At 71.3% G+C, this 17,009-nt stretch carries 16 protein-coding genes and 2 pseudogenes; 12 read left to right on the forward strand and 6 right to left on the reverse strand.

All coding sequences use genetic code 11. The features are described 5' to 3' along the window. Positions 1–186 precede the first annotated feature (186 nt). A pseudogene (locus ACIQCZ_RS37700) lies at positions 187–897 on the forward strand (methyltransferase domain-containing protein); the annotation flags it as partial. 40 nt (positions 898–937) lie between these two features. Here ACIQCZ_RS37700 and ACIQCZ_RS37705 read toward each other — a convergent pair. Further along, on the reverse strand, positions 938–1,828 hold the full coding sequence (locus tag ACIQCZ_RS37705; protein ID WP_402289891.1) for a LysR family transcriptional regulator: 891 nt from the start codon (positions 1,826–1,828) through the stop codon (positions 938–940). A 114-nt stretch (positions 1,829–1,942) separates the two neighbouring features. On the opposite strand from ACIQCZ_RS37705, the gene ACIQCZ_RS37710 reads away from it, so the two are divergent. Beyond that, entirely contained in the window at positions 1,943–2,944 is a 1,002-nt protein-coding gene (locus tag ACIQCZ_RS37710) for an aldo/keto reductase (protein ID WP_402289894.1), read from the forward strand. Here the strand turns inward: ACIQCZ_RS37710 and ACIQCZ_RS37715 are convergent. After that, the gene (locus tag ACIQCZ_RS37715; protein ID WP_402289896.1) at positions 2,922–4,343 is read right to left on the reverse strand and encodes an amidase; all 1,422 of its coding nucleotides are present in this window, start codon (positions 4,341–4,343) and stop codon (positions 2,922–2,924) included. The two genes, ACIQCZ_RS37710 and ACIQCZ_RS37715, sit on opposite strands and share 23 nt — an antisense overlap. 47 nt (positions 4,344–4,390) lie before the next feature. Between ACIQCZ_RS37715 and ACIQCZ_RS37720 the strand changes: the two genes are divergently transcribed. Genes ACIQCZ_RS37720 through ACIQCZ_RS37730 form a run of 3 tightly spaced genes read left to right on the forward strand, consistent with a single transcriptional unit; the run spans position 4,391 to position 6,521 of the window. After that, positions 4,391–5,041, forward strand: a complete 651-nt coding sequence (locus ACIQCZ_RS37720; protein WP_376212764.1) for a TetR/AcrR family transcriptional regulator — start codon at positions 4,391–4,393, stop codon at positions 5,039–5,041. Then, complete coding sequence (locus tag ACIQCZ_RS37725) at positions 5,038–5,931, forward strand: alpha/beta fold hydrolase (RefSeq protein ID WP_402289899.1); 894 nt, start codon at positions 5,038–5,040, stop codon at positions 5,929–5,931. The genes ACIQCZ_RS37720 and ACIQCZ_RS37725 overlap by 4 nt, the downstream gene beginning before the upstream one ends. A 32-nt stretch (positions 5,932–5,963) precedes the next feature. Continuing rightward, on the forward strand, positions 5,964–6,521 hold the full coding sequence (locus ACIQCZ_RS37730; RefSeq protein WP_402289901.1) for a DinB family protein: 558 nt from the start codon (positions 5,964–5,966) through the stop codon (positions 6,519–6,521). 62 nt (positions 6,522–6,583) lie between these two features. Here ACIQCZ_RS37730 and ACIQCZ_RS37735 read toward each other — a convergent pair whose 3' ends face one another. From ACIQCZ_RS37735 to ACIQCZ_RS37745, 3 genes are read right to left on the reverse strand one after another with little or no spacing between them, the layout of a single operon-like run. Further along, positions 6,584–6,991 carry a GntR family transcriptional regulator gene (locus ACIQCZ_RS37735; RefSeq protein WP_402289904.1) on the reverse strand — a complete coding sequence of 136 codons (408 nt, stop codon included), beginning with the start codon at positions 6,989–6,991 and terminating at the stop codon, positions 6,584–6,586. A gap of 45 nt (positions 6,992–7,036) precedes the next feature. After that, positions 7,037–8,011 carry an ABC transporter permease gene (locus ACIQCZ_RS37740; RefSeq protein WP_402289907.1) on the reverse strand — a complete coding sequence of 325 codons (975 nt, stop codon included), beginning with the start codon at positions 8,009–8,011 and terminating at the stop codon, positions 7,037–7,039. Next, positions 8,008–8,952, reverse strand: a complete 945-nt coding sequence (locus ACIQCZ_RS37745; protein WP_402289908.1) for an ABC transporter ATP-binding protein — start codon at positions 8,950–8,952, stop codon at positions 8,008–8,010. The genes ACIQCZ_RS37740 and ACIQCZ_RS37745 overlap by 4 nt, the downstream gene beginning before the upstream one ends. A 217-nt stretch (positions 8,953–9,169) precedes the next feature. Between ACIQCZ_RS37745 and ACIQCZ_RS37750 the strand changes: the two genes are divergently transcribed. The 4 genes from ACIQCZ_RS37750 to ACIQCZ_RS37765 are packed head-to-tail and all read left to right on the forward strand — an operon-like array spanning position 9,170 to position 14,282. After that, positions 9,170–10,003 (forward strand): M55 family metallopeptidase, encoded by an 834-nt coding sequence (locus tag ACIQCZ_RS37750; protein WP_391746006.1) that lies wholly within the window; start codon positions 9,170–9,172, stop codon positions 10,001–10,003. Continuing rightward, entirely contained in the window at positions 9,996–11,339 is a 1,344-nt protein-coding gene (locus tag ACIQCZ_RS37755; protein WP_402289909.1) for a M20/M25/M40 family metallo-hydrolase, read from the forward strand. The genes ACIQCZ_RS37750 and ACIQCZ_RS37755 overlap by 8 nt, the downstream gene beginning before the upstream one ends. 22 nt (positions 11,340–11,361) lie before the next feature. Beyond that, a complete protein-coding gene (locus ACIQCZ_RS37760) occupies positions 11,362–13,341 on the forward strand; it encodes a prolyl oligopeptidase family serine peptidase (RefSeq protein WP_402289912.1) in 1,980 nt (659 codons plus the stop codon). Then, on the forward strand, positions 13,338–14,282 hold the full coding sequence (locus tag ACIQCZ_RS37765; protein WP_402289914.1) for an LD-carboxypeptidase: 945 nt from the start codon (positions 13,338–13,340) through the stop codon (positions 14,280–14,282). Before ACIQCZ_RS37760 ends, ACIQCZ_RS37765 begins: the two co-directional genes overlap by 4 nt. Before the next feature lie 236 nt (positions 14,283–14,518). Here ACIQCZ_RS37765 and ACIQCZ_RS37770 read toward each other — a convergent pair whose 3' ends face one another. After that, complete coding sequence (locus tag ACIQCZ_RS37770) at positions 14,519–15,031, reverse strand: PadR family transcriptional regulator (RefSeq protein WP_402289916.1); 513 nt, start codon at positions 15,029–15,031, stop codon at positions 14,519–14,521. Between the two features lie 54 nt (positions 15,032–15,085). Here ACIQCZ_RS37770 and ACIQCZ_RS37775 point away from each other — a divergent pair, with 54 nt between their 5' ends. The 3 genes and pseudogenes from ACIQCZ_RS37775 (at position 15,086) to ACIQCZ_RS37785 (ending at position 16,920) form a co-directional block, all read left to right on the forward strand. Then, positions 15,086–15,745: a cysteine hydrolase family protein gene (locus tag ACIQCZ_RS37775; RefSeq protein ID WP_402289917.1), complete on the forward strand. Its 660-nt coding sequence runs from the start codon at positions 15,086–15,088 to the stop codon at positions 15,743–15,745. Between the two features lie 185 nt (positions 15,746–15,930). Beyond that, positions 15,931–16,152: pseudogene (locus ACIQCZ_RS37780) on the forward strand (peptidase S15); the annotation flags it as partial. A 165-nt stretch (positions 16,153–16,317) separates the two neighbouring features. Continuing rightward, a complete protein-coding gene (locus ACIQCZ_RS37785; RefSeq protein WP_402289919.1) occupies positions 16,318–16,920 on the forward strand; it encodes a GNAT family N-acetyltransferase in 603 nt (200 codons plus the stop codon). Positions 16,921–17,009: the final 89 nt, after the last annotated feature.

Here is a 17,009-nt window from a genome sequence, read left to right on the forward strand (position 1 = left end):
CCGACCGGCCGGACCGGCACCCGTATCCGGACCGGTCCGTGCGCGGCCGGGACATCGCAGGCCGCACCTCTGGTGAAGGATGCCGTTTTCGGGGTGGACGGTGTGCGTGGTCTTGCCGCCACGGCTCCGGGAGGGTGGCCCGGACCTGAGCAACATCCCTCGCAACCAACGGACTCGGGAGTGCCCATGGGCGTGTCGGAGCGGTACCGCGATGCGTGGGAGGGCTACTGGTCCGCCACCTCGGACACGCCGGGCGAGGCGATCTGGGACGTCGACCCGGCCCTCAGCTCAGTCCCCCACAGCGCACTGCTCCTGCCGTACGCCGACACCTCGCTGCCCGTCGTCGACCTCGGCTGCGGAAACGGCACCCAGACCCGCTGTCTCGCCACCCGCTTCGCGCGCGGGACAGGGGTGGACCTCTCGCACGCGGCGATCGCGCACGCACGCCGCGCGGACACCGAGGGGGTGGCCGAGTTCGCCCAGCTCGACCTGGCCGACGCCGAGGCCGTGGCGGCCCTGCACGAGCGGATCGGCGACGCGAACGTCTACATGCGTGCGGTGATCCACCAGAGCGATGCCGAGGCCAGGCCCGCCGTCGCCGCGGCGGTCACGACGCTGCTGGGGGAGCGGGGCCGGGCGTTCGTCGCCGAGCCGACCCCGGACTCCAAGGCGGTGCTCCAGCGGATCGCGCAGGGCCCGGACGGTCCGCCGGAGAAGCTGCGGCGGGAGCTGGACCACGGGCTGAATCCGGCGAGTGCCACCGTGGAGGAGGTGCCCCGGCTGCTGCGGGCGGCCGGACCGACCACGCTGGCCGACGGTGACACCGCCCTGGCCCAGACCGCGTACCTGCCCGACGGAACCCGTCTCGACCTGCCCGCGCACCGGTTCGTACTGGCCGCCACGACCGCCGTCGGCCGAGGGCCGGGCGGAACCGCCGTCACACCCCCTCGCCGCTCCGCAGCAGCGCCATCAACTCCCGTGCACCCGGGCTCATGGCCCGGGCCGCCGGGAGCACCACGGCGCTCTCGTAGCAAGGCTGCCGAGGCCCTTCGAGCCCGACCGCCGTCAGCCCCCGCGCCTCGGGCTTGCGGGAGAAGTGATGGGGCACCAGAGCGATCCCCAGCCCCTCGTGGACCAGCTCCAGCAAACTGTGCACGTCGTTGACCTCCAGACCCACCGTGCGCCGCACCCGCGCCTGGGCGAACGCCCCGTCCGCCGCTCGCCGCGGCCCCCAGTCCGGATGGAAGTCGATGAAGGACTCACCGGTCAGCTCGTCCCACGCGACGCGGTCCGCCGCCGTGAACCGGTGGCCGGGGGCGCAGAGCACGACCATGGGCTCACGTGCCAGCGGGTGGAGTTCACCGCGCCACTCGACGGAGCTGACGGTCGCGGCGAAGGCGGCGTCGAGCCGTCCGCCGGCCACCCCGTCCACCAGGCTCGTGGTGCCCTCCTGACGGAGCCGGATCTCCATCAGCGGATGCCTGCGGTGGAACGCCGCCAGCAGACGCGGAAGATGCACCCCCGGCACACACTGCTCGACGCCCACCGACAAGGTGCCGCGCAGCAGTCCGCGTACCGCGTCGACGGCGTCCTTGGCCGCCCGCGCGCCCGCCAGTGTGCGCTCGGCCTCGACCAGCAGCGCGCGCCCCGCCTCGGTCAGCCGAACGCTGCGCGTGGTGCGGCTGAAGAGCGGGGTCCTCAGCTCCTGTTCCAGGGCCCGGACGGAGGCGGAGAGGCCGGACTGCGACACGGCGAGGCGTTCGGCGGCACGGGTGAAGTGCTGCTCCTCGGCGACGGCGACGAAATGTTCCAGCTGGCGCAATTCCACGATTGAGAAATGTAGTCGATGAATCCCAGCGGAATCTCCTGTTGGACTGCTGGATCGTTGTCGGTGAACCTGGACCCCTGCCCACCGCGACCGCCCCTCTTCCGTGGAGCCTGCATGTACCTGCCGTCCGCCGACCGCTACCACTCCATGCCCTACCGGCGCACCGGACGCAGCGGTCTGCTGCTTCCCGCGGTCTCCCTCGGCCTGTGGCACAACTTCGGCGGCGACCGGACGCCGGAGAGCCAGGGCCGGATCCTGCGCCGGGCCTTCGATCTCGGCATCACCCACTTCGATCTCGCCAACAACTACGGACCGCCGCCCGGCGCCGCCGAGATCGCGATGGGACGCGCGCTGGGAACGGACTTCGCCCGGCTCCGGGACGAACTCGTCATCTCGACGAAGGCGGGCAACCGGATGTGGGACGGCCCGTACGGGGAGTCGGGGTCCAGGAAGAGCCTGCTCTCCTCGCTGGACCAGAGCCTGACCCGGCTCGGGCTCGACCACGTCGACATCTTCTACTCCCACCGCTTCGACCCGGACACCCCGCTCGAAGAGACGATGGGCGCACTCGACTCGGCGGTACGACAGGGCAAGGCGCTCTACGTCGGCGTCTCCAACTACTCGCCGGAGCAGACCCGACAGGCAGCCCGGATCCTCCAGGAGCTGGGCACCCCGCTCCTGATCCACCAGCCGCGCTATTCGATGCTGGACCGCTGGGTGGAGGACGGTCTGCTCGCGACGCTGGACGAACTGGGCACCGGCTCGATCGCCTTCTCGCCGCTGGAGCAGGGCATCCTCTCCGACCGCTATCTGCGCGGCATCCCGGAAGGCTCCCGCGCGGCGGGCAACAGCCCCTTCCTGACGCCCGATTCGGTCACCCCCGAGCTGGTGGACCGGCTGCGGGCGCTGGACGAGGTGGCTTCCGCACGCGGGCAGTCCCTTGCGCAGATGGCCCTGGCGTGGGTGCTGCGGGGCGGCCGGGTCACCTCCGCAGTGGTCGGGGCGAGCAGCGTGACCCAGTTGGAGAACAGTGTCGGGGCGGTACGCAATCTGGAGTTCGGCGACGAGGAACTGACCCGGATCGAGGAGATCCTCAAGGGCACGGACAGCCGCTGAGGTCGGTGTAGCGGTGGGCCCACGGCATGGCCTCCTCCAGGGCCGCCGATACTCCGAACAACAGGTCCTCGCGTCCCCAGCCGGCCGTGAGGGAGACCCCGAGCGGCAGGCCGCCGGAACTCCAGCCCAGCGGAAGGCTGATGACGGGGAACCCGGTGGCGTTCCCGAGGACGGTGTTGCCGGTGAAGGCGGTCATCGCGGCCAGTTCGGCCGCCGGATCCGTGTCGTCGCGCAGCTGACCGATGAGCGTCGGCGGGGTCGTTACGGTCGGGGTGATCACGATGTCGGCGTCCGCGTAACCGAACGTCCAGGCCCGCGCCCTGGCCTGGACGACACCGATCGAGGCGGCCAGCTCGCCCGAGGTCAACTCCTTTGACCGACAAAGGAGATGGCGGACTATCGGGCGCAATGCCGCCTCGTCGAACGCCATCGCCCTGGCCCCGACCAGTGCGGTGAACATCGTCTGGAAGCTCTCGGTGAACTCGGGGTCCGCCGCCTGGTCACGGGTGAAGACGTCATGGCCGAGACCGGCCAGCGCACGCGCGGTGAGTTCGGCGGCGGCGGCGACCTCGGCGTCCACGGGTCCTCCCGAGACCGAGCCCTGCGCGAGCGCCACCCGGAGCCGGGGGAGCGGCGCCTCGCAGGCGCGCTCGTGGCTGACGGCGCGGGGCGGATGCACCGTACCGGCCCCGGTACGGGTGGTCAGTGCGTCCAGGAACGCGGCGGTGTCGCGGACGGTGCGGGCCAGCGGGCCCCGCACGGAGAGCCCCATCCCGTCATGGCCGGCCGGGCCCGCGGTGACGAGCCCGCGGCTGGGTTTGAGCCCGACCACCCCGCAGGCGCTCGCGGGGGAGCGCACCGAGCCGGCGGTGTCGCTGCCCTGCGCGATCGGCACCAGCAGTGCGCCGACCGCCGCGGCCGCGCCGCCACTGCTGCCGGCCGCGCTGCGGCTCAGGTCGAAGGGGCTGCGCGCCGGGGCGGAGACCTCGGGCTCGGTGTAGCAGGCCGCCCCGAACTCGGGAACGGTGGTCTTGCCGAGGCTGATCAGCCCTGCATCGGCCATGACGTCGACGATCTCGTCGTTGTGCCCGGGAATCCAGTCGCGGAACAGCGCGGAGCCCAGCGTGGTGCGCACCCCCGCGGTGGCCTCCAGGTCCTTGATCGCGGTGGGTACGCCGAACAGGCGCGGCAGTTCGGTGCGGTCCGCCGAGCGCAGGACGCGTTCGGCTTCGGCCGCCGCGGTGCGGGCCAGGTCGGCCGACACGGTGGTGAACGCCCCCACCCGGTCGCCGTGCCCGATCCGGGCCAGCAGGTGGTCCACCACCTCGGTCGGGCTCGTCTCACCGCGCCGGTAGGCGGCGGCCAGTTGAAGAGCGGTGAGGTCGTGCAACTCCGTCATGAGCGCTCCCATTGCTGTTTCGTTACGCGTATCGATATGGTGTGGGCATGGTGGTCGAGAAGACAAGCACTCCGAGGAACGGCCGTCCCCGGGCGGTGACGCTCGACGCGATCCTGGACGCGGCGACCGAACTGGCCGACGACCAGGGGCTCGATGCCGTGAGCTTGCGGGCGCTGGCGGAGCGGCTGGACGTGTCACCGATGGCGATCCACCGCACGACGGGCGGCATCGACGCGCTCCAGCACGCGTTGGTGTCCCGGATCGTCGGCGGGGTGACCCGCTCCGTGGACTGGCCGGACGAGTGGCGCGACGTCGTCCGGCTGTTCGCGGACACGCTGCACGACCTGCTCATGCGCCACCCGGTCATCCTGGAGGCGCACCGCCGCGCCTCACTCGTCGGACCCGGCGCGGACGATGTCGCGTACCGGGTCGTGGCGGCGCTGCGCAGCGCGGGGCTCGACGAGGAGGCCGCCGCGTACGCGTACGGCACCCTGCACGACTTCGTCACCGGCCATGTGGCGATCCGCCTCGGCCGCGGCGATCTGGAACTGCACCATCTTCCGCCGGAGCGACGGGCCGCGTCGGTGTTCGCGGACCACCACGACTACGACCGCCGGTTCAGCTTCGGCCTCGACTTCGTCATCGGCGGGATCGCCGCCGCTGCCGCCACCCCCGTATCCCACGAGGAGCAGAGATGACCCCCTCCCCCCGGGACCAGCCGAAGACGCCGGAGACGGAACTGCCGAAGACGCACCGCCTGACGGCGCCGGGCGGGCGTCGCATCGCGTACTGCTCGTACGGCGACCCCGCCGCCCCGCCCGTGATCGTGCTCCACGGCACCCCCGGCAGCCGGTACGAGGGCCTCGCGCTGCGGCAGGCGGCGACGGACGTGGGCCTGCATCTGGTCTTCCCGGACCGTCCGGGCTACGGCGAGACCGATCCCGTACCCGGTCGCGGCTTCCACCGCTGGAACGACGACTTCGTGGCCCTGCTCGACCACCTCGGCCGCGAGCGGGCCACACTCGTGGCGATCTCGGGTGGCGGCGGGTACGCGCTCTCGGCGGCCCAGAAGCACCCGGGGCGGGTCACACGACTGATCCTCGCGTGCGCCGCCGTCCCCGGAGCCCCCCGCGAGACCTACGCGCGCCGGATCCCGCTGGTCAAGTGGATGAACCGGATCGTCGTCCGGGCCCCGGCGATCGCCCGGCCGATGCTCGCCGGGAAGGGGATCTTCAAGAAGGCGAGGCGCGAGCCGAACCTCGACGCCTGGCCCCGCTCCGATCGGCTGATCATGAGCACTCCCGCCTTCCGGGCACTGTCCGACGTGGACACCACCGAGGGCGGGCGTCAGGGCATGGACGCGGTCGTCACCGACCTCGCCGGCTACGGGCGCCCGCTGCCGGACCCCCTGGGCTCGGTCTCCGTACCGACCCTGTTCCTCCACGGCGAGGCGGACGGCAACGTTCCCGTCGAGGTGGCGCGCTGGGCGCATGCGCAGATCCCGGGCGCCGAGCTGCGCACCGTCCCCGACGGCGGTCACCTGTTCCTGCTCGCGGACCCGGAGCCGCTCCTGCGGGAACTGATCTGAGCGGGGAGCCCGGTGGTGTGAGGATGGCCTGCATGACATGGACGGCACCTCACATCGAACGTACGACGGTCGACGGGGACCAGCTGAACGTCCCGAGCACCGCGGACGAGCGGGTCATGCTGGAAGGATGGCTCCGGTGGCACCGCGAGACGCTGCTCACCAAGTGCGCCGGGCTGACTCCGGCACAGCTCGCCCGTACCGCCGCCGCGCCCTCCGGCCTCACCCTCCTCGGCCTGGTGCGGCACATGGCGGAGATCGAACGCTGGTGGTTCCGCCGGGGTTTCGCGGGCGAGCGGATCGGTGATGTCTTCACCGCTCCGGGCGACGGCGACGAGGGGATCGAAGGCGTCGACGCCGCGCACGCCGAGCGCGACTTCGCCGCCTTCCGCGCCGAGATCGAGGCGTGCGAGGCCGCCGTGGCGGGGCGCGGCCTCGACGAGACCTTCGTGTACGCCCCCCGCGGCCGCACCGTCAGCCTGCGCTGGGTGTACCTGGTGATGATCCAGGAGTACGCCCGCCACAACGGTCACGCGGACCTGCTGCGCGAGCGGACCGACGGCGCCACGGGTGACTACCCCGCACCGGCATGACGGTGACCGGCCCCCACCGGGGGCCGGTCACTCCTCGTCGACGAGGCGTACGGCGCCGTGCCTCAGCCGGTGTCCGCCTCGGGCGGATAGACGGCCGCGTGGACCGACCGGAACAGGGCGTCGGCCTCCGGGCCGCTGAGCCCCTGCGCCCTTGCCTGGTCCAGCCATTCGGCGAGCGATGTGCGCAACGGGGAGTCGGCACCCGCCTGGGGCGGGACGAGGGAGCGGGTGATGAAGGTGCCCGCTCCCTGCCGGACCTCGGCGAGGCCCGCGCGCTCCAGCTCCCGGTACGCCTTGAGGGTGGTGTTCGGGTTGACCTTGGTCTCGGCCGCGACCTGAGCGGCCGTGGGCAAGCGGTCCCCCTCCTCCAGGGCGCCCATGCGCAGTGCCTGTTCGACCTGTCGCACGATCTGGAGATACGTCGCCACCCCGCTGCGCCGGTCGATACGGAACACGACCACTGCCTTCACCTCCCGTTCGACTGCCGAAACCCTATGTACCTGCGGCGGCAGGTCCTAGAGGGGGCGACGGGACACCCGCCACAGGACGAACGCGGTCAGTACGGCGGCACCCGCGAGCAGGATGGCCGCCCCGGTCCACTGCATGGCCGGCATCTGGTCGAAGCCGAGGTACTCGTACACATTGTTGACGATGCCGTGCTCCTTGACGCACGCGTCCGAGGCCTCCTCGGTGGGCTTGGCGCACAGGCCCCAGCCGTAGAGACGGCCGTCGGCGGAGCCGATCCAGCGGTCCACCTCGAACGACCCGTTCACCCGCGAGGGCATGTCCGCGTCGAGCGGGTAGACGATCGTGCGGGTCGGGGCGAGGTGGACGAGCATCTCGTCCCAGAAGACCCCGACCGCCGCGGCGAAGACGAACGTGATCGCCATGGAGGCGACGACGCGGCGGACCAGCACACCGATGGTGATGCCGGCGGCGGTCGTGAAGAGACACAACGCGGGGAGCATCGGGCCGGTGCTGTCGAAGACCGATCCCTCCCACCACTCGCCGGGGAACACCGAACGGTAGGGCTTCCACCACCAGGTGAACAGCGCCGAGAGCAACGCGGCGGTCACGGTCACCGCCGCGTAGCACCAGGCGAACTTCGTCGCCATCCAGCGGCGGCGTGACACCGACTGGGTGGTGACCAGCTGCGCGGTGCCCTGTTCCTGATCTCCCGCGATCAGCGGGGCGCCGACGAAGACGGCGAGGATCATCGGCAGCCCGCCCAGTGCGGTGATGACGAGACTCACACTGCCCGAGTCGAACGCCGGCTGCGCCAGTTCCTTCCCCGGCCAGCCCGCGGCGTCCAGGAGGTCCTTCATGCGGCTGCGCTCGTAGACGATCCAGATCGAGCCGAGGACCGCCACGGCGAGCAGGCTGAGCAGCGCGGCCCGGTGCTGGCGCACCACGAGCCAGCTCAGCCCGTGCAGCATGCGGGGCCCCGGGGTGCGCTCGGTCCGGGGGGCGTCGGTCAGGGTGGTGCTCATGAGGTGTGGCTCCCTTCGGCCTCGGTACGGGCACCGGGTGTGAACAACGAGGGCGCGTCCGGCGAGCGGAGATGCGCCAGCAGCACCTCCTCCAGGCTGGGTTCGGAGACCACCCAGTCACCCGACAGGGGGCCGTTCGTCCGTACCAGCGCGTGGAACTGCCGGCCTTGGACGCGGCACTCGATCACGGTGTGCGGGGCCAGCGCGGCGGCCGGGTCCCCGTCCGTGGCGAGCCCGGTCACCAGCGCGTGGGCCGGGACGAGCGCGTCCGCGTCGCCCGCCATCCGGATCCTGCCGCCCGCGAGGACGAGCAGGTAGTCGCACATGTCCTCCAGCTCGGTGAGCATGTGGGAGGACATCACCACCGTGGTGCCGCGCTCGACGGCCTCCGACATCAGCAGGGTGCTCATGTCGTGGCGGGCCAGCGGGTCGAGGTCGGACATCGGCTCGTCGAGCAGCAGCAGGTCGGGCCGCTTGCCGAAGGCCAGCGCGAAGGCGACGCGGGTGCGCTGCCCACCGGAGAGAGTGCCCACGCGGGCGTCCATCGCCACCTGGCCCGACCGCACGATCCGCTCCGCCGCGGCCATGTCCCAGCCGGGGTTGAGCTCGGCGCCCATGCGCAGCGTCTCGGCCACGGTGAACCGCTTGAACAGCGGCTTGTCCTGCCCGAGGAACGCGAACTTGGGCATCACCTCGGGGTCGTCCACGGGCACGCCGAAGACCCTGAGATCGCCTTCCGTGGGCTGCACCTGACGGGTCGCGATCCTCAGCAGGGTGCTCTTCCCGGCTCCGTTGGGGCCGACGAGGCCGCAGATCCGGCCGGCCGGCAGCCGGAACGAGATGTCCTGCAGCGCCCAGCCGCGCCGGTAGCGCTTACCCAGGCCGCGGGCCTCCAGGGCCCATGCGCCGGACGCGCCGTCCGGAGTGAATACGTCTGCCATGCACTTCGCCTCAATTCCATTAGTCAATTAATGGAATCATGGTCTTGGCGCGGGAAGGCTGTCAAGGCGAAGAGGGCCGACCCGGCCGGCGGCCGGACGTGACGTGTCCGGAATGCTCCTGATGGGGGTGTGGGTCGCGCTCTCTTCGGAGGACTGGACCATTGAACGTCTCTGTGGCTCTGGCCTGGAGGTTCTTCGGCGCGTAGCGTGACCCCGCATGAAGATCCTGATCAGCGCGGACATGGAAGGCGCCACCGGCGTGACCTGGCCGGCCGATGTGCTGCCGGGCACCCCGCAGTGGGAGCGATGCCGCGCCATGTTCACCTCCGACGTGAACGCGGCGGCGCTCGGCTTCTACGACGGCGGCGCCGACGAGGTGCTCGTCAACGAGGCCCACTGGTCCATGCGCAACCTTCTGCTGGAGCGGCTCGACGACCGGGTCCAGATGCTCACCGGCAGGCACAAGTCCCTCTCCATGGTGGAAGGCGTCCAGCACGGCGACGTCGACGCCATCGCCTTCGTGGGCTACCACACGGGCGCCGGTACGGAGGGGGTGCTCGCCCACACCTATCTCGCGAACTCCCTCACCGGGGTCTGGCTCAACGGCGTCCGGGCGAGCGAGGGGCTGCTCAACGCGCATGTCGTGGCCGAGTACGGCGTTCCCGTCGTCCTCGTCACGGGCGACGACCTGACCTGTGCGGACGCGCAGGGGTACGCCCCGCAGGCCCGCAAGGTCGCCGTGAAGGACTATGTGTCGCGCTACGCCGCGGTGTGCCGCACCCCGGCCCGTACCGCCGCCGACATCCGTGCGGCGGCCAAGGAAGCGACCGCGCTGGCGGTACGTCACACCCCGGTGGAGGGCGGTCCCTTCACCGTCGAGCTGGAGTTCGACGCCGAGCACCTGGCCGGCGCGGCCACCGTCGTCCCCGGCGTGGCACCCGGAGGCGAACGGCGCGTCGCCTACACCAGCGGGACGATGTACGAAGCTATCCGCACGTTCAAGGCCGTGACGACCATCGTGTCGTCCGCCGTGGAGGAACAGTATGGCTGAGGCGACCGACCCCCGACAGGGCGTCGACGACAGGGCGCTCGAGGAATCGGTGACGTTCACCTCCGAGCTGATCCGGATCGACACCACCAACCGCGGCGGCGGCGACTGCCGGGAACGCCCGGCCGCCGAGTACGTCGCCGAGCGGCTGGCCGACGCCGGACTCGAACCCACCCTCCTGGAGCGCACCCCGGGACGCACCAACGTGGTGGCCCGGATCGCTGGCACCGATCCGTCCGCCGACGCCCTGCTCGTACACGGCCATCTCGATGTCGTCCCGGCCGAGGCCGACGACTGGACCGTGCACCCCTTCTCCGGAGAGGTGCGCGACGGCGTCGTCTGGGGGCGCGGCGCCATCGACATGAAGAACATGGACGCGATGGTCCTGGCCGTCGTCCGGGCCTGGGCGCGGGCCGGTGTCCGGCCCCGTCGCGACATCGTGATCGCGTACACCGCCGACGAGGAGGCCAGCGCCGAGGACGGCTCCGGCTTCCTCGCCGACCAGCACGCCGGACTCTTCGAAGGGTGCACGGAGGGGATCAGCGAGTCCGGTGCCTTCACCTTCCACGCCGGACCCTCCATGCCGCTCTACCCGATCGCCGCGGGCGAGCGCGGCACCGCCTGGCTGAAGCTCACCGCACACGGCAAGGCGGGGCACGGCTCCAAGGTCAACAAGGCCAACGCGGTCAGCGCACTCGCCTCCGCCGTCGCCCGGATCGGCCAGCACGCATGGCCGGTCAGGCTCACCCCGACGGTCCGCGCCGCGCTCACCGAGATCGCCGCGCTGCACGGCATCCACCCCGACCTCGACGCCCCCGGTTTCGACGTCGACGAACTGCTCGACAAGCTGGGCCCGGCCGCCGCCCTGGTCGAGCCGACCGTCCGCAACAGCTCCAACCCGACCATGCTGGAGGCCGGGTACAAGGTCAACGTGATCCCGGGCCACGCCACCGCGTACATCGACGGCCGGATGGTGCCCGGCGGCGAGGACGAGTTCCACGCCACTCTGGACCGGCTGACCGGACCCGATGTCGACTGGGAGTTCCACCACCGCGAGGTCCCGCTGGAGGCGCCGGTCGACTCGCCGACCTTCGCGAAGCTGCGTGCCGCGATCGAGCGCTTCGATCCGGACGGCCATGTCGTGCCGTACTGCATGTCGGGCGGCACGGACGCCAAGCAGTTCTCCCGGCTCGGCATCGCGGGCTACGGCTTCTCGCCGCTGAAGCTGCCCGTCGGCTTCGACTACCAGGCGCTGTTCCACGGCGTCGACGAACGCGTCCCCGTCGAAGCGCTGCACTTCGGCGTCCGCGTCCTCGATCACTATCTGCGCACGGCCTGACCCACTACGGGGGGAATTCATCATGGTGTCCACAGGGGCCTACGGAACATGGCCGTCACCGATCGACGCACGGCTCGCGGCGTCGCACGACGGCCGCCCCGAGTATGTCGGCGTGGTCGGCGACGAGGTGTGGTGGACGGAGCCGCGCCCTGCCGAGGCGGGCCGCCGCGCCCTGATCCGCCGCCGGGCGGACGGGACCACCGCCACCGCGCTGCCCGCTCCATGGAACGTACGGAGCCGCGTCGTCGAGTACGGCGGACAGCCCTGGGCCGGGGCCGAACGCGCCGAGGAGGGCCCGCTGATCGTCTTCGTCGACTTCGCCGACCAGCGGCTGTACGCCTACGCCCCCGACGGATCCGGCGAACCGCGGCCACTGACGCCGGTCTCGTCCGTCGGCGGGGGGCTGCGCTGGGTCGACCCGCAGCTCCACCTCGACCGGGGCGAGGTCTGGTGCGTCCTGGAGGAGTTCACCGGCGAGGCACCCACCGAACTGCGCCGGGTGCTCGCCGCCGTGCCCCTGGACGGCTCCGCGGCCGACGACCGTTCGGCGGTGCGTGAACTCTCGGACGACAGTCACCGGTTCGTCACCGGACCGAAGCTCTCGCCCGACGGCCGGCGGGCGGCCTGGGTCGCCTGGGACCACCCGCGCATGCCGTGGGACGGCACCGAGGTGATGCTCGCGGACGTCGCCGAGGACGGTACGTTCCAGCAGGCCCGGAGTTTCGGCGGCGGCCCCGAGGAGTCGGTGCCGCAGATCGAGTGGGGTGCCGACGGACAACTGCTCTTCGCCAGTGACCGAAGCGGCTGGTGGAACCTGTACCGCGCCGACCCGCACCGGGGCGCGGTGGAGCTCTGCCCCCGGGAACAGGAGTTCGCCGGACCGCTCTGGAAGATCGGCCTCAGCTGGTTCAGGCCCCTGGAGAACGGTCTGATCGCCACCGTCCACGGCCGGGGCACCACCACGCTCGGCATCCTCGATCCGGAGACCGGCGAACTCGTCGACGTCGCCGGTCCCTGGACCGAATGGGCCGAGTCGCTCGCCGTGCACGGCAGCCGCGTCATCGGTATCGCCGCCGGCCCGTACAGCGCCTACGAGGTCGTCGAACTGGACACCGCGACCGGCCGCACCCGGATCATCGGCACACCGCACGAGGACGCCGTCGATCCCGCGTACTACCCGCAGCCCGAGGACCGCACCTTCACCGGGCCCGACGGACGGGAGATCCACGCCCACATCTACCCGCCCCGGAACCCCGGCCGGACCGGCCTTGAAGGTGAACTGCCGCCCTATGTGGTCTGGGCGCACGGCGGTCCCACCGGTCATGCTCCGCTCGTACTCGACCTGGAGATCGCCTACTTCACCTCGCGCGGCATCGGCGTCGCCGAGGTCGACTACGGCGGCTCCACGGGCTACGGCAGGGCCTACCGCAACCGGCTGCGCGAACAGTGGGGCGTCGTCGACGTCGAGGACTGCGCGGCCGTCGCCGAAGCGCTGGCCGCCGAGGGCACGGCCGACCGGCGACGGCTCGCCATCCGCGGCGGCAGCGCCGGCGGCTGGACCACCGCGGCTTCGCTGACCGGCACCGATGTCTATGCCTGCGGCACGATCATCTACCCCGTCCTCGATCTGACCGGCTGGGGCACAGACGAGACCCACGACTTCGAGTCGCAGTACCTGGAATCCCTGGTCGGCCCGCTCGCCGAAGTCCCGGCCCGCTACCGCGAACGCTCGCCGGTCAGCCGCACCGACCGGCTGACCACCCCCTTCATCCTGCTCCAGGGGCTGGACGACCCGATCTGCCCGCCCGTCCAGTGCGAGCGGTTCCTGGAGCGGGTCGCGGGGCGCGGCATCCCGCACGCATATCTCACCTTCGAGGGGGAGGGGCACGGGTTCCGGCGCGCCGACACCATGATCCGCGCTCTGGAGGCCGAACTCTCGCTGTACGGCCAGACCTTCGGCATCGACTGTCCCGACGTACCGCGGCTGGAGCTGAAGAAGTGACCCTCGCCCCCTTGACCCGCCCCGCCCGGCTGCGTCCGGGCGCCGGGATCGCCGTCGTGTCCCCGAGCGGACCGGTGCCCGCCGACCGTCTCGACGCGGGCCTGGACGTACTGCGCGGCTGGGGCCTCGTCCCCGTCGAGGCACCCCATGCGCGCGACGTGCACCCGGAGTTGGACTACCTCGCCGGCACGGACGAGGCGCGGGCCCGGGATCTCCAGGAGGCCTGGTGCGATCCGTCCGTCGACGCGGTGATCTGCGCCCGCGGTGGATACGGTGTGCAGCGCATGGTCGACCTGGTGGACTGGGCGGCGATGCGCGCGGCCGGGCCCAAGGTGTTCATCGGCTACAGCGACATCACCGTGCTCCACGAGGCGTTCGCCCGGCGCATGGGCCTCGCCACCCTGCACGGGCCGATGGCAGGAACCGAGACCTTCCTCAAGGACCCGGACACCCAGGAGTCCTTGCGGGCCACCCTGTTCGAGCCCGATTCGGTGCGTACTCTCGGCCTTCCCTCGGCGAGGGTGCTGGTACCCGGCACGGCCCGTGGCATCACCTACGGCGGCTGCGTGAGCCTGCTCGCCGCCGACATCGGCACCCCGCACGCCCGGACGTCGGCCGACGGCGGGCTGCTGTTGATCGAGGACACCACCGAGGATCCGTACACCATCGACCGCATCCTCACCCAACTGCTGCGGTCGGGGGCGCTCGACGGGGTGTCCGGGGTGGCCTGCGGTTCCTGGGCGGGCTGCGGTCCGTACGAGGAGGTGCGGGCGGTCCTCGCCGACCGGCTCGGGCCACTGGGTGTACCCGTCGTCGAGGAGCTGGGCTTCGGGCACGGGCCGACCGCGCTGACGATGCCGCTCGGAGTGCCCGCCGTGCTGGACGCGCCGGCCGACGGCGGCCCCGCCACGCTCACCGTCGAGGTACCCGCGCTGGCCTGAATCGCGGTAGATCGTAAAGAAGTTGAGCATCGTTCAGGAATCGGGGTCCTGGCGTCGTATCAGGCATCGTTCGCCCTGTCGACCACCTCTCGTAGGCGTTCGTCGGCGGCGCGCTTGTTCCGCCGGGTGATGCAGCGGCGGATCATGCTGCTTTGCTCCTTGTGGCCGGCCCGGTCGGTGCCATCGAGCGCGAGGCGTTCGGGTGCAGAACGGGCGATGTGCCTGCGGGCGCGGTGTCAGGCCAACGCCTCCCGAAGCCAGGCCCTTTCGGCGCGGCTGGTGGCGCGGGCAATGGTGAGCATGCCGCGCCGGTAGGGGTCGTCGGTGTCGTCGACGCCCAGGCGGCGGGCACCGTCGTGGAAGAAGCTCGCGGGCTGTTCCAGGAAATCCAGCCGCCGACGCAGTACCGCGTGCTGGTCGGCGATGTCGGGCAGGTGGGACAGGAAGGCCAGGACCGTGAAGTACCGGGTGCTGTCGCTGATGTCCAGGCCGTTGGCATCCCGCAGTCGGCGCAGCAGCTCGCAGTGGCCGGCATCGGTCAGGCTCAGGGTGTGCCGCTGAGCGGCCGAGGAGCCCGGCTCGGTCCGCCGGTCGAGCAACCCGGCGCTGACCAGCCGGTTGATCGCCGGGTAGAGGCTGCCGTCGCTGACCGGCCGGGCGTGACCGGACAAGTGCTCTATCCGGTGGCGCAGTTGATAGCCGTGCAGCGGTCCCTCGGCCAGGAATCCCAGGATCGCGAGTTCGAGCATGCTGCTACTCTCGCACATCGAAACGAGGTACCTCGAATCGAGGCAGGAGTGGGGATGGCATACACCGAGGAATGGGTGATCGCACAGGCGCGCAACGCTTACGAGCGTGGCCGGGCATCTTTCGACGTACGGCCCGAACGGGCGGCACTGCTGGTGATCGACATGCAGGACGAATTCGTCCGGCCCGGCTGGAGCCCCTACTGGGTGCCCGCGGCCACCCGGATGGCGCCCCGGTTGCACCAACTGGTCGAAGAATGCCGGGCGGCCTCTGTCCCGGTGCTGTGGACCATCTTCGACGACACCCATCTCGGACTGGACCGCCCGCGCGCCTTGCGGTTCCTCCCGCATGCCGATACCGACTGGCGCCGACCGGGCCCTGCCGAGGTGTGGGCCCCGATGGGCCGCCACCCCGACGAGGTCGTCATCCGCAAGCCCTCCTACGGGGCGTTCTACGACACCCCGCTCGACACGATGCTGCGCAACCTCGGCCGCGACACGGTCATCGTCACGGGAACGCTCACCAACTACTGCTGCGGCACCACGGCCCGGCAGGCATACGAACGCGGCTACAAGGTCGTCTTCGGGTCCGACGTCACGGCAACGGACGACGAGTCCCGGCAAGAACCTGAACTCGCAGTCCTGCGCAAGGGTTTCGCGCTCGTGCTGAGCGCAGAAGAGATCACCGACCGACTGACCGCAGCCACCCCGGCATGAGAAGACGAGCAGCGGGCGAACGTCGCATGATGCGGCACCAGTCGTTGACATCGCTCCGACACGCGTCACGGCATGAGCGCGGTCCAGTACTTACTGGCCGGTAAGAAGGTCTCGGTGCGGAGGCCTTCGTGTCACATGCTGTTTCCCGCTCCCGGTCCGGGCACCGGGCGCTGTCCCGGAAGCCGATCGTCTCCCCGGTGCGCGTGCCGGACGTCACCCGCTCGTTCACCGTGCAACTGCCGGGCATCGTCAACCGGTACGAGGCGGGCCACCGGCTCGAATCCGTGATCGCGTCCAGCGACAGCGCCTACTCGGGCAACCGCGGCATCAAGCCGGTCACGGTGGTCAGCGCCCCCGAGGACACCGGTGCGCTGGAGCTTCCGGTGGTCGTGCGACCGGGGGAGTGACCCGCCGCGTCGGCGTCGGTCGTCATGGCGTCTTCCCCAAGGTCTCAGCTCCGTCCGCGCAGGAAGGACCCCGTCCGGCTCCCTCCTCCGCCCCGCGATCCACGGCGCCGGACACCGCTCGCCGATCCGGCCCGATCCGAACGGGACAGCCCCTACGCTGGCCGGATGACCGGAACCGACTACCTGGCCCAGGGACACCGCACGGCGATCCGCCCCTACACGCAAGCGGACGCCGAGGAATTCACCACCCGCGCGAGGGAGAGCCGGGGCCTGCACAGTCCCTGGCTCTTCCCGCCCGTCGATGCCCGCTCGTACGCGGCCTACGCGGGCCGGTTGATCGACGACCCCACGAAGGCCGGATTCCTCGTCTGCGAACGCGACGGCGGCGAAGGCGAAGGCGGGGCCGGTGGAAGGGGCGGCGGGTCGGGCGGGGCCGGTGGCGGGATCGCGGGCTTCATCAACATCAACAACATCGTCCGCGGCGGGTTCCTCTGCGGCGCGCTCGGATACGGGGCCTTCACCCATGCGGCGGGGCGCGGACTGATGAGCGAAGGGCTGGAGCTGGTCCTGCGGTACGCCTTCGGGCCGCTCGGCCTGCACCGGCTCGAAGCCAACATCCAGCCCGGCAACCAAGGTTCGCTCGCCCTTGTGAGACGGGCAGGATTCCGCCTCGAAGGATTCTCGCCGGACTTCCTCTTCATCGACGGTGCCTGGCGCGATCACGAGCGATGGGCGATCACGGCCGAGATGCTGAGCCGGGACGGCTAGGGCGTGTTTCGAAAGTAGCGTCGTCCGCCCGCAGGGCGGGCCAGGCGGCGTCCGGTGCGTGCGATCGCAAGGCGGAGGGTCGCCCCGAT

The organism is Streptomyces sp. NPDC093149 (genome assembly GCF_044754145.1).
Classification (GTDB): Bacteria; Actinomycetota; Actinomycetes; order Streptomycetales; family Streptomycetaceae; genus Streptomyces.

Bases quoted from the DNA above. Each gene is read 5' to 3' on its own strand.
- ACIQCZ_RS37760 (WP_402289912.1), top strand. From the start codon at position 11,362: ATGGTGTCCACAGGGGCCTACGGAACATGGCCGTCACCGATCGACGCA.
- ACIQCZ_RS37720 (WP_376212764.1), top strand. From the start codon at position 4,391: ATGGTGGTCGAGAAGACAAGCACTCCGAGGAACGGCCGTCCCCGGGCG.
- ACIQCZ_RS37745 (WP_402289908.1), bottom strand. From the start codon at position 8,952: ATGGCAGACGTATTCACTCCGGACGGCGCGTCCGGCGCATGGGCCCTG.
- ACIQCZ_RS37755 (WP_402289909.1), top strand. From the start codon at position 9,996: ATGGCTGAGGCGACCGACCCCCGACAGGGCGTCGACGACAGGGCGCTC.
- ACIQCZ_RS37740 (WP_402289907.1), bottom strand. From the start codon at position 8,011: ATGAGCACCACCCTGACCGACGCCCCCCGGACCGAGCGCACCCCGGGG.
- ACIQCZ_RS37770 (WP_402289916.1), bottom strand. From the start codon at position 15,031: ATGCTCGAACTCGCGATCCTGGGATTCCTGGCCGAGGGACCGCTGCAC.
- ACIQCZ_RS37785 (WP_402289919.1), top strand. From the start codon at position 16,318: ATGACCGGAACCGACTACCTGGCCCAGGGACACCGCACGGCGATCCGC.
- ACIQCZ_RS37750 (WP_391746006.1), top strand. From the start codon at position 9,170: ATGAAGATCCTGATCAGCGCGGACATGGAAGGCGCCACCGGCGTGACC.
- ACIQCZ_RS37715 (WP_402289896.1), bottom strand. From the start codon at position 4,343: ATGACGGAGTTGCACGACCTCACCGCTCTTCAACTGGCCGCCGCCTAC.
- ACIQCZ_RS37725 (WP_402289899.1), top strand. From the start codon at position 5,038: ATGACCCCCTCCCCCCGGGACCAGCCGAAGACGCCGGAGACGGAACTG.
- ACIQCZ_RS37710 (WP_402289894.1), top strand. From the start codon at position 1,943: ATGTACCTGCCGTCCGCCGACCGCTACCACTCCATGCCCTACCGGCGC.
- ACIQCZ_RS37730 (WP_402289901.1), top strand. From the start codon at position 5,964: ATGACATGGACGGCACCTCACATCGAACGTACGACGGTCGACGGGGAC.
- ACIQCZ_RS37775 (WP_402289917.1), top strand. From the start codon at position 15,086: ATGGCATACACCGAGGAATGGGTGATCGCACAGGCGCGCAACGCTTAC.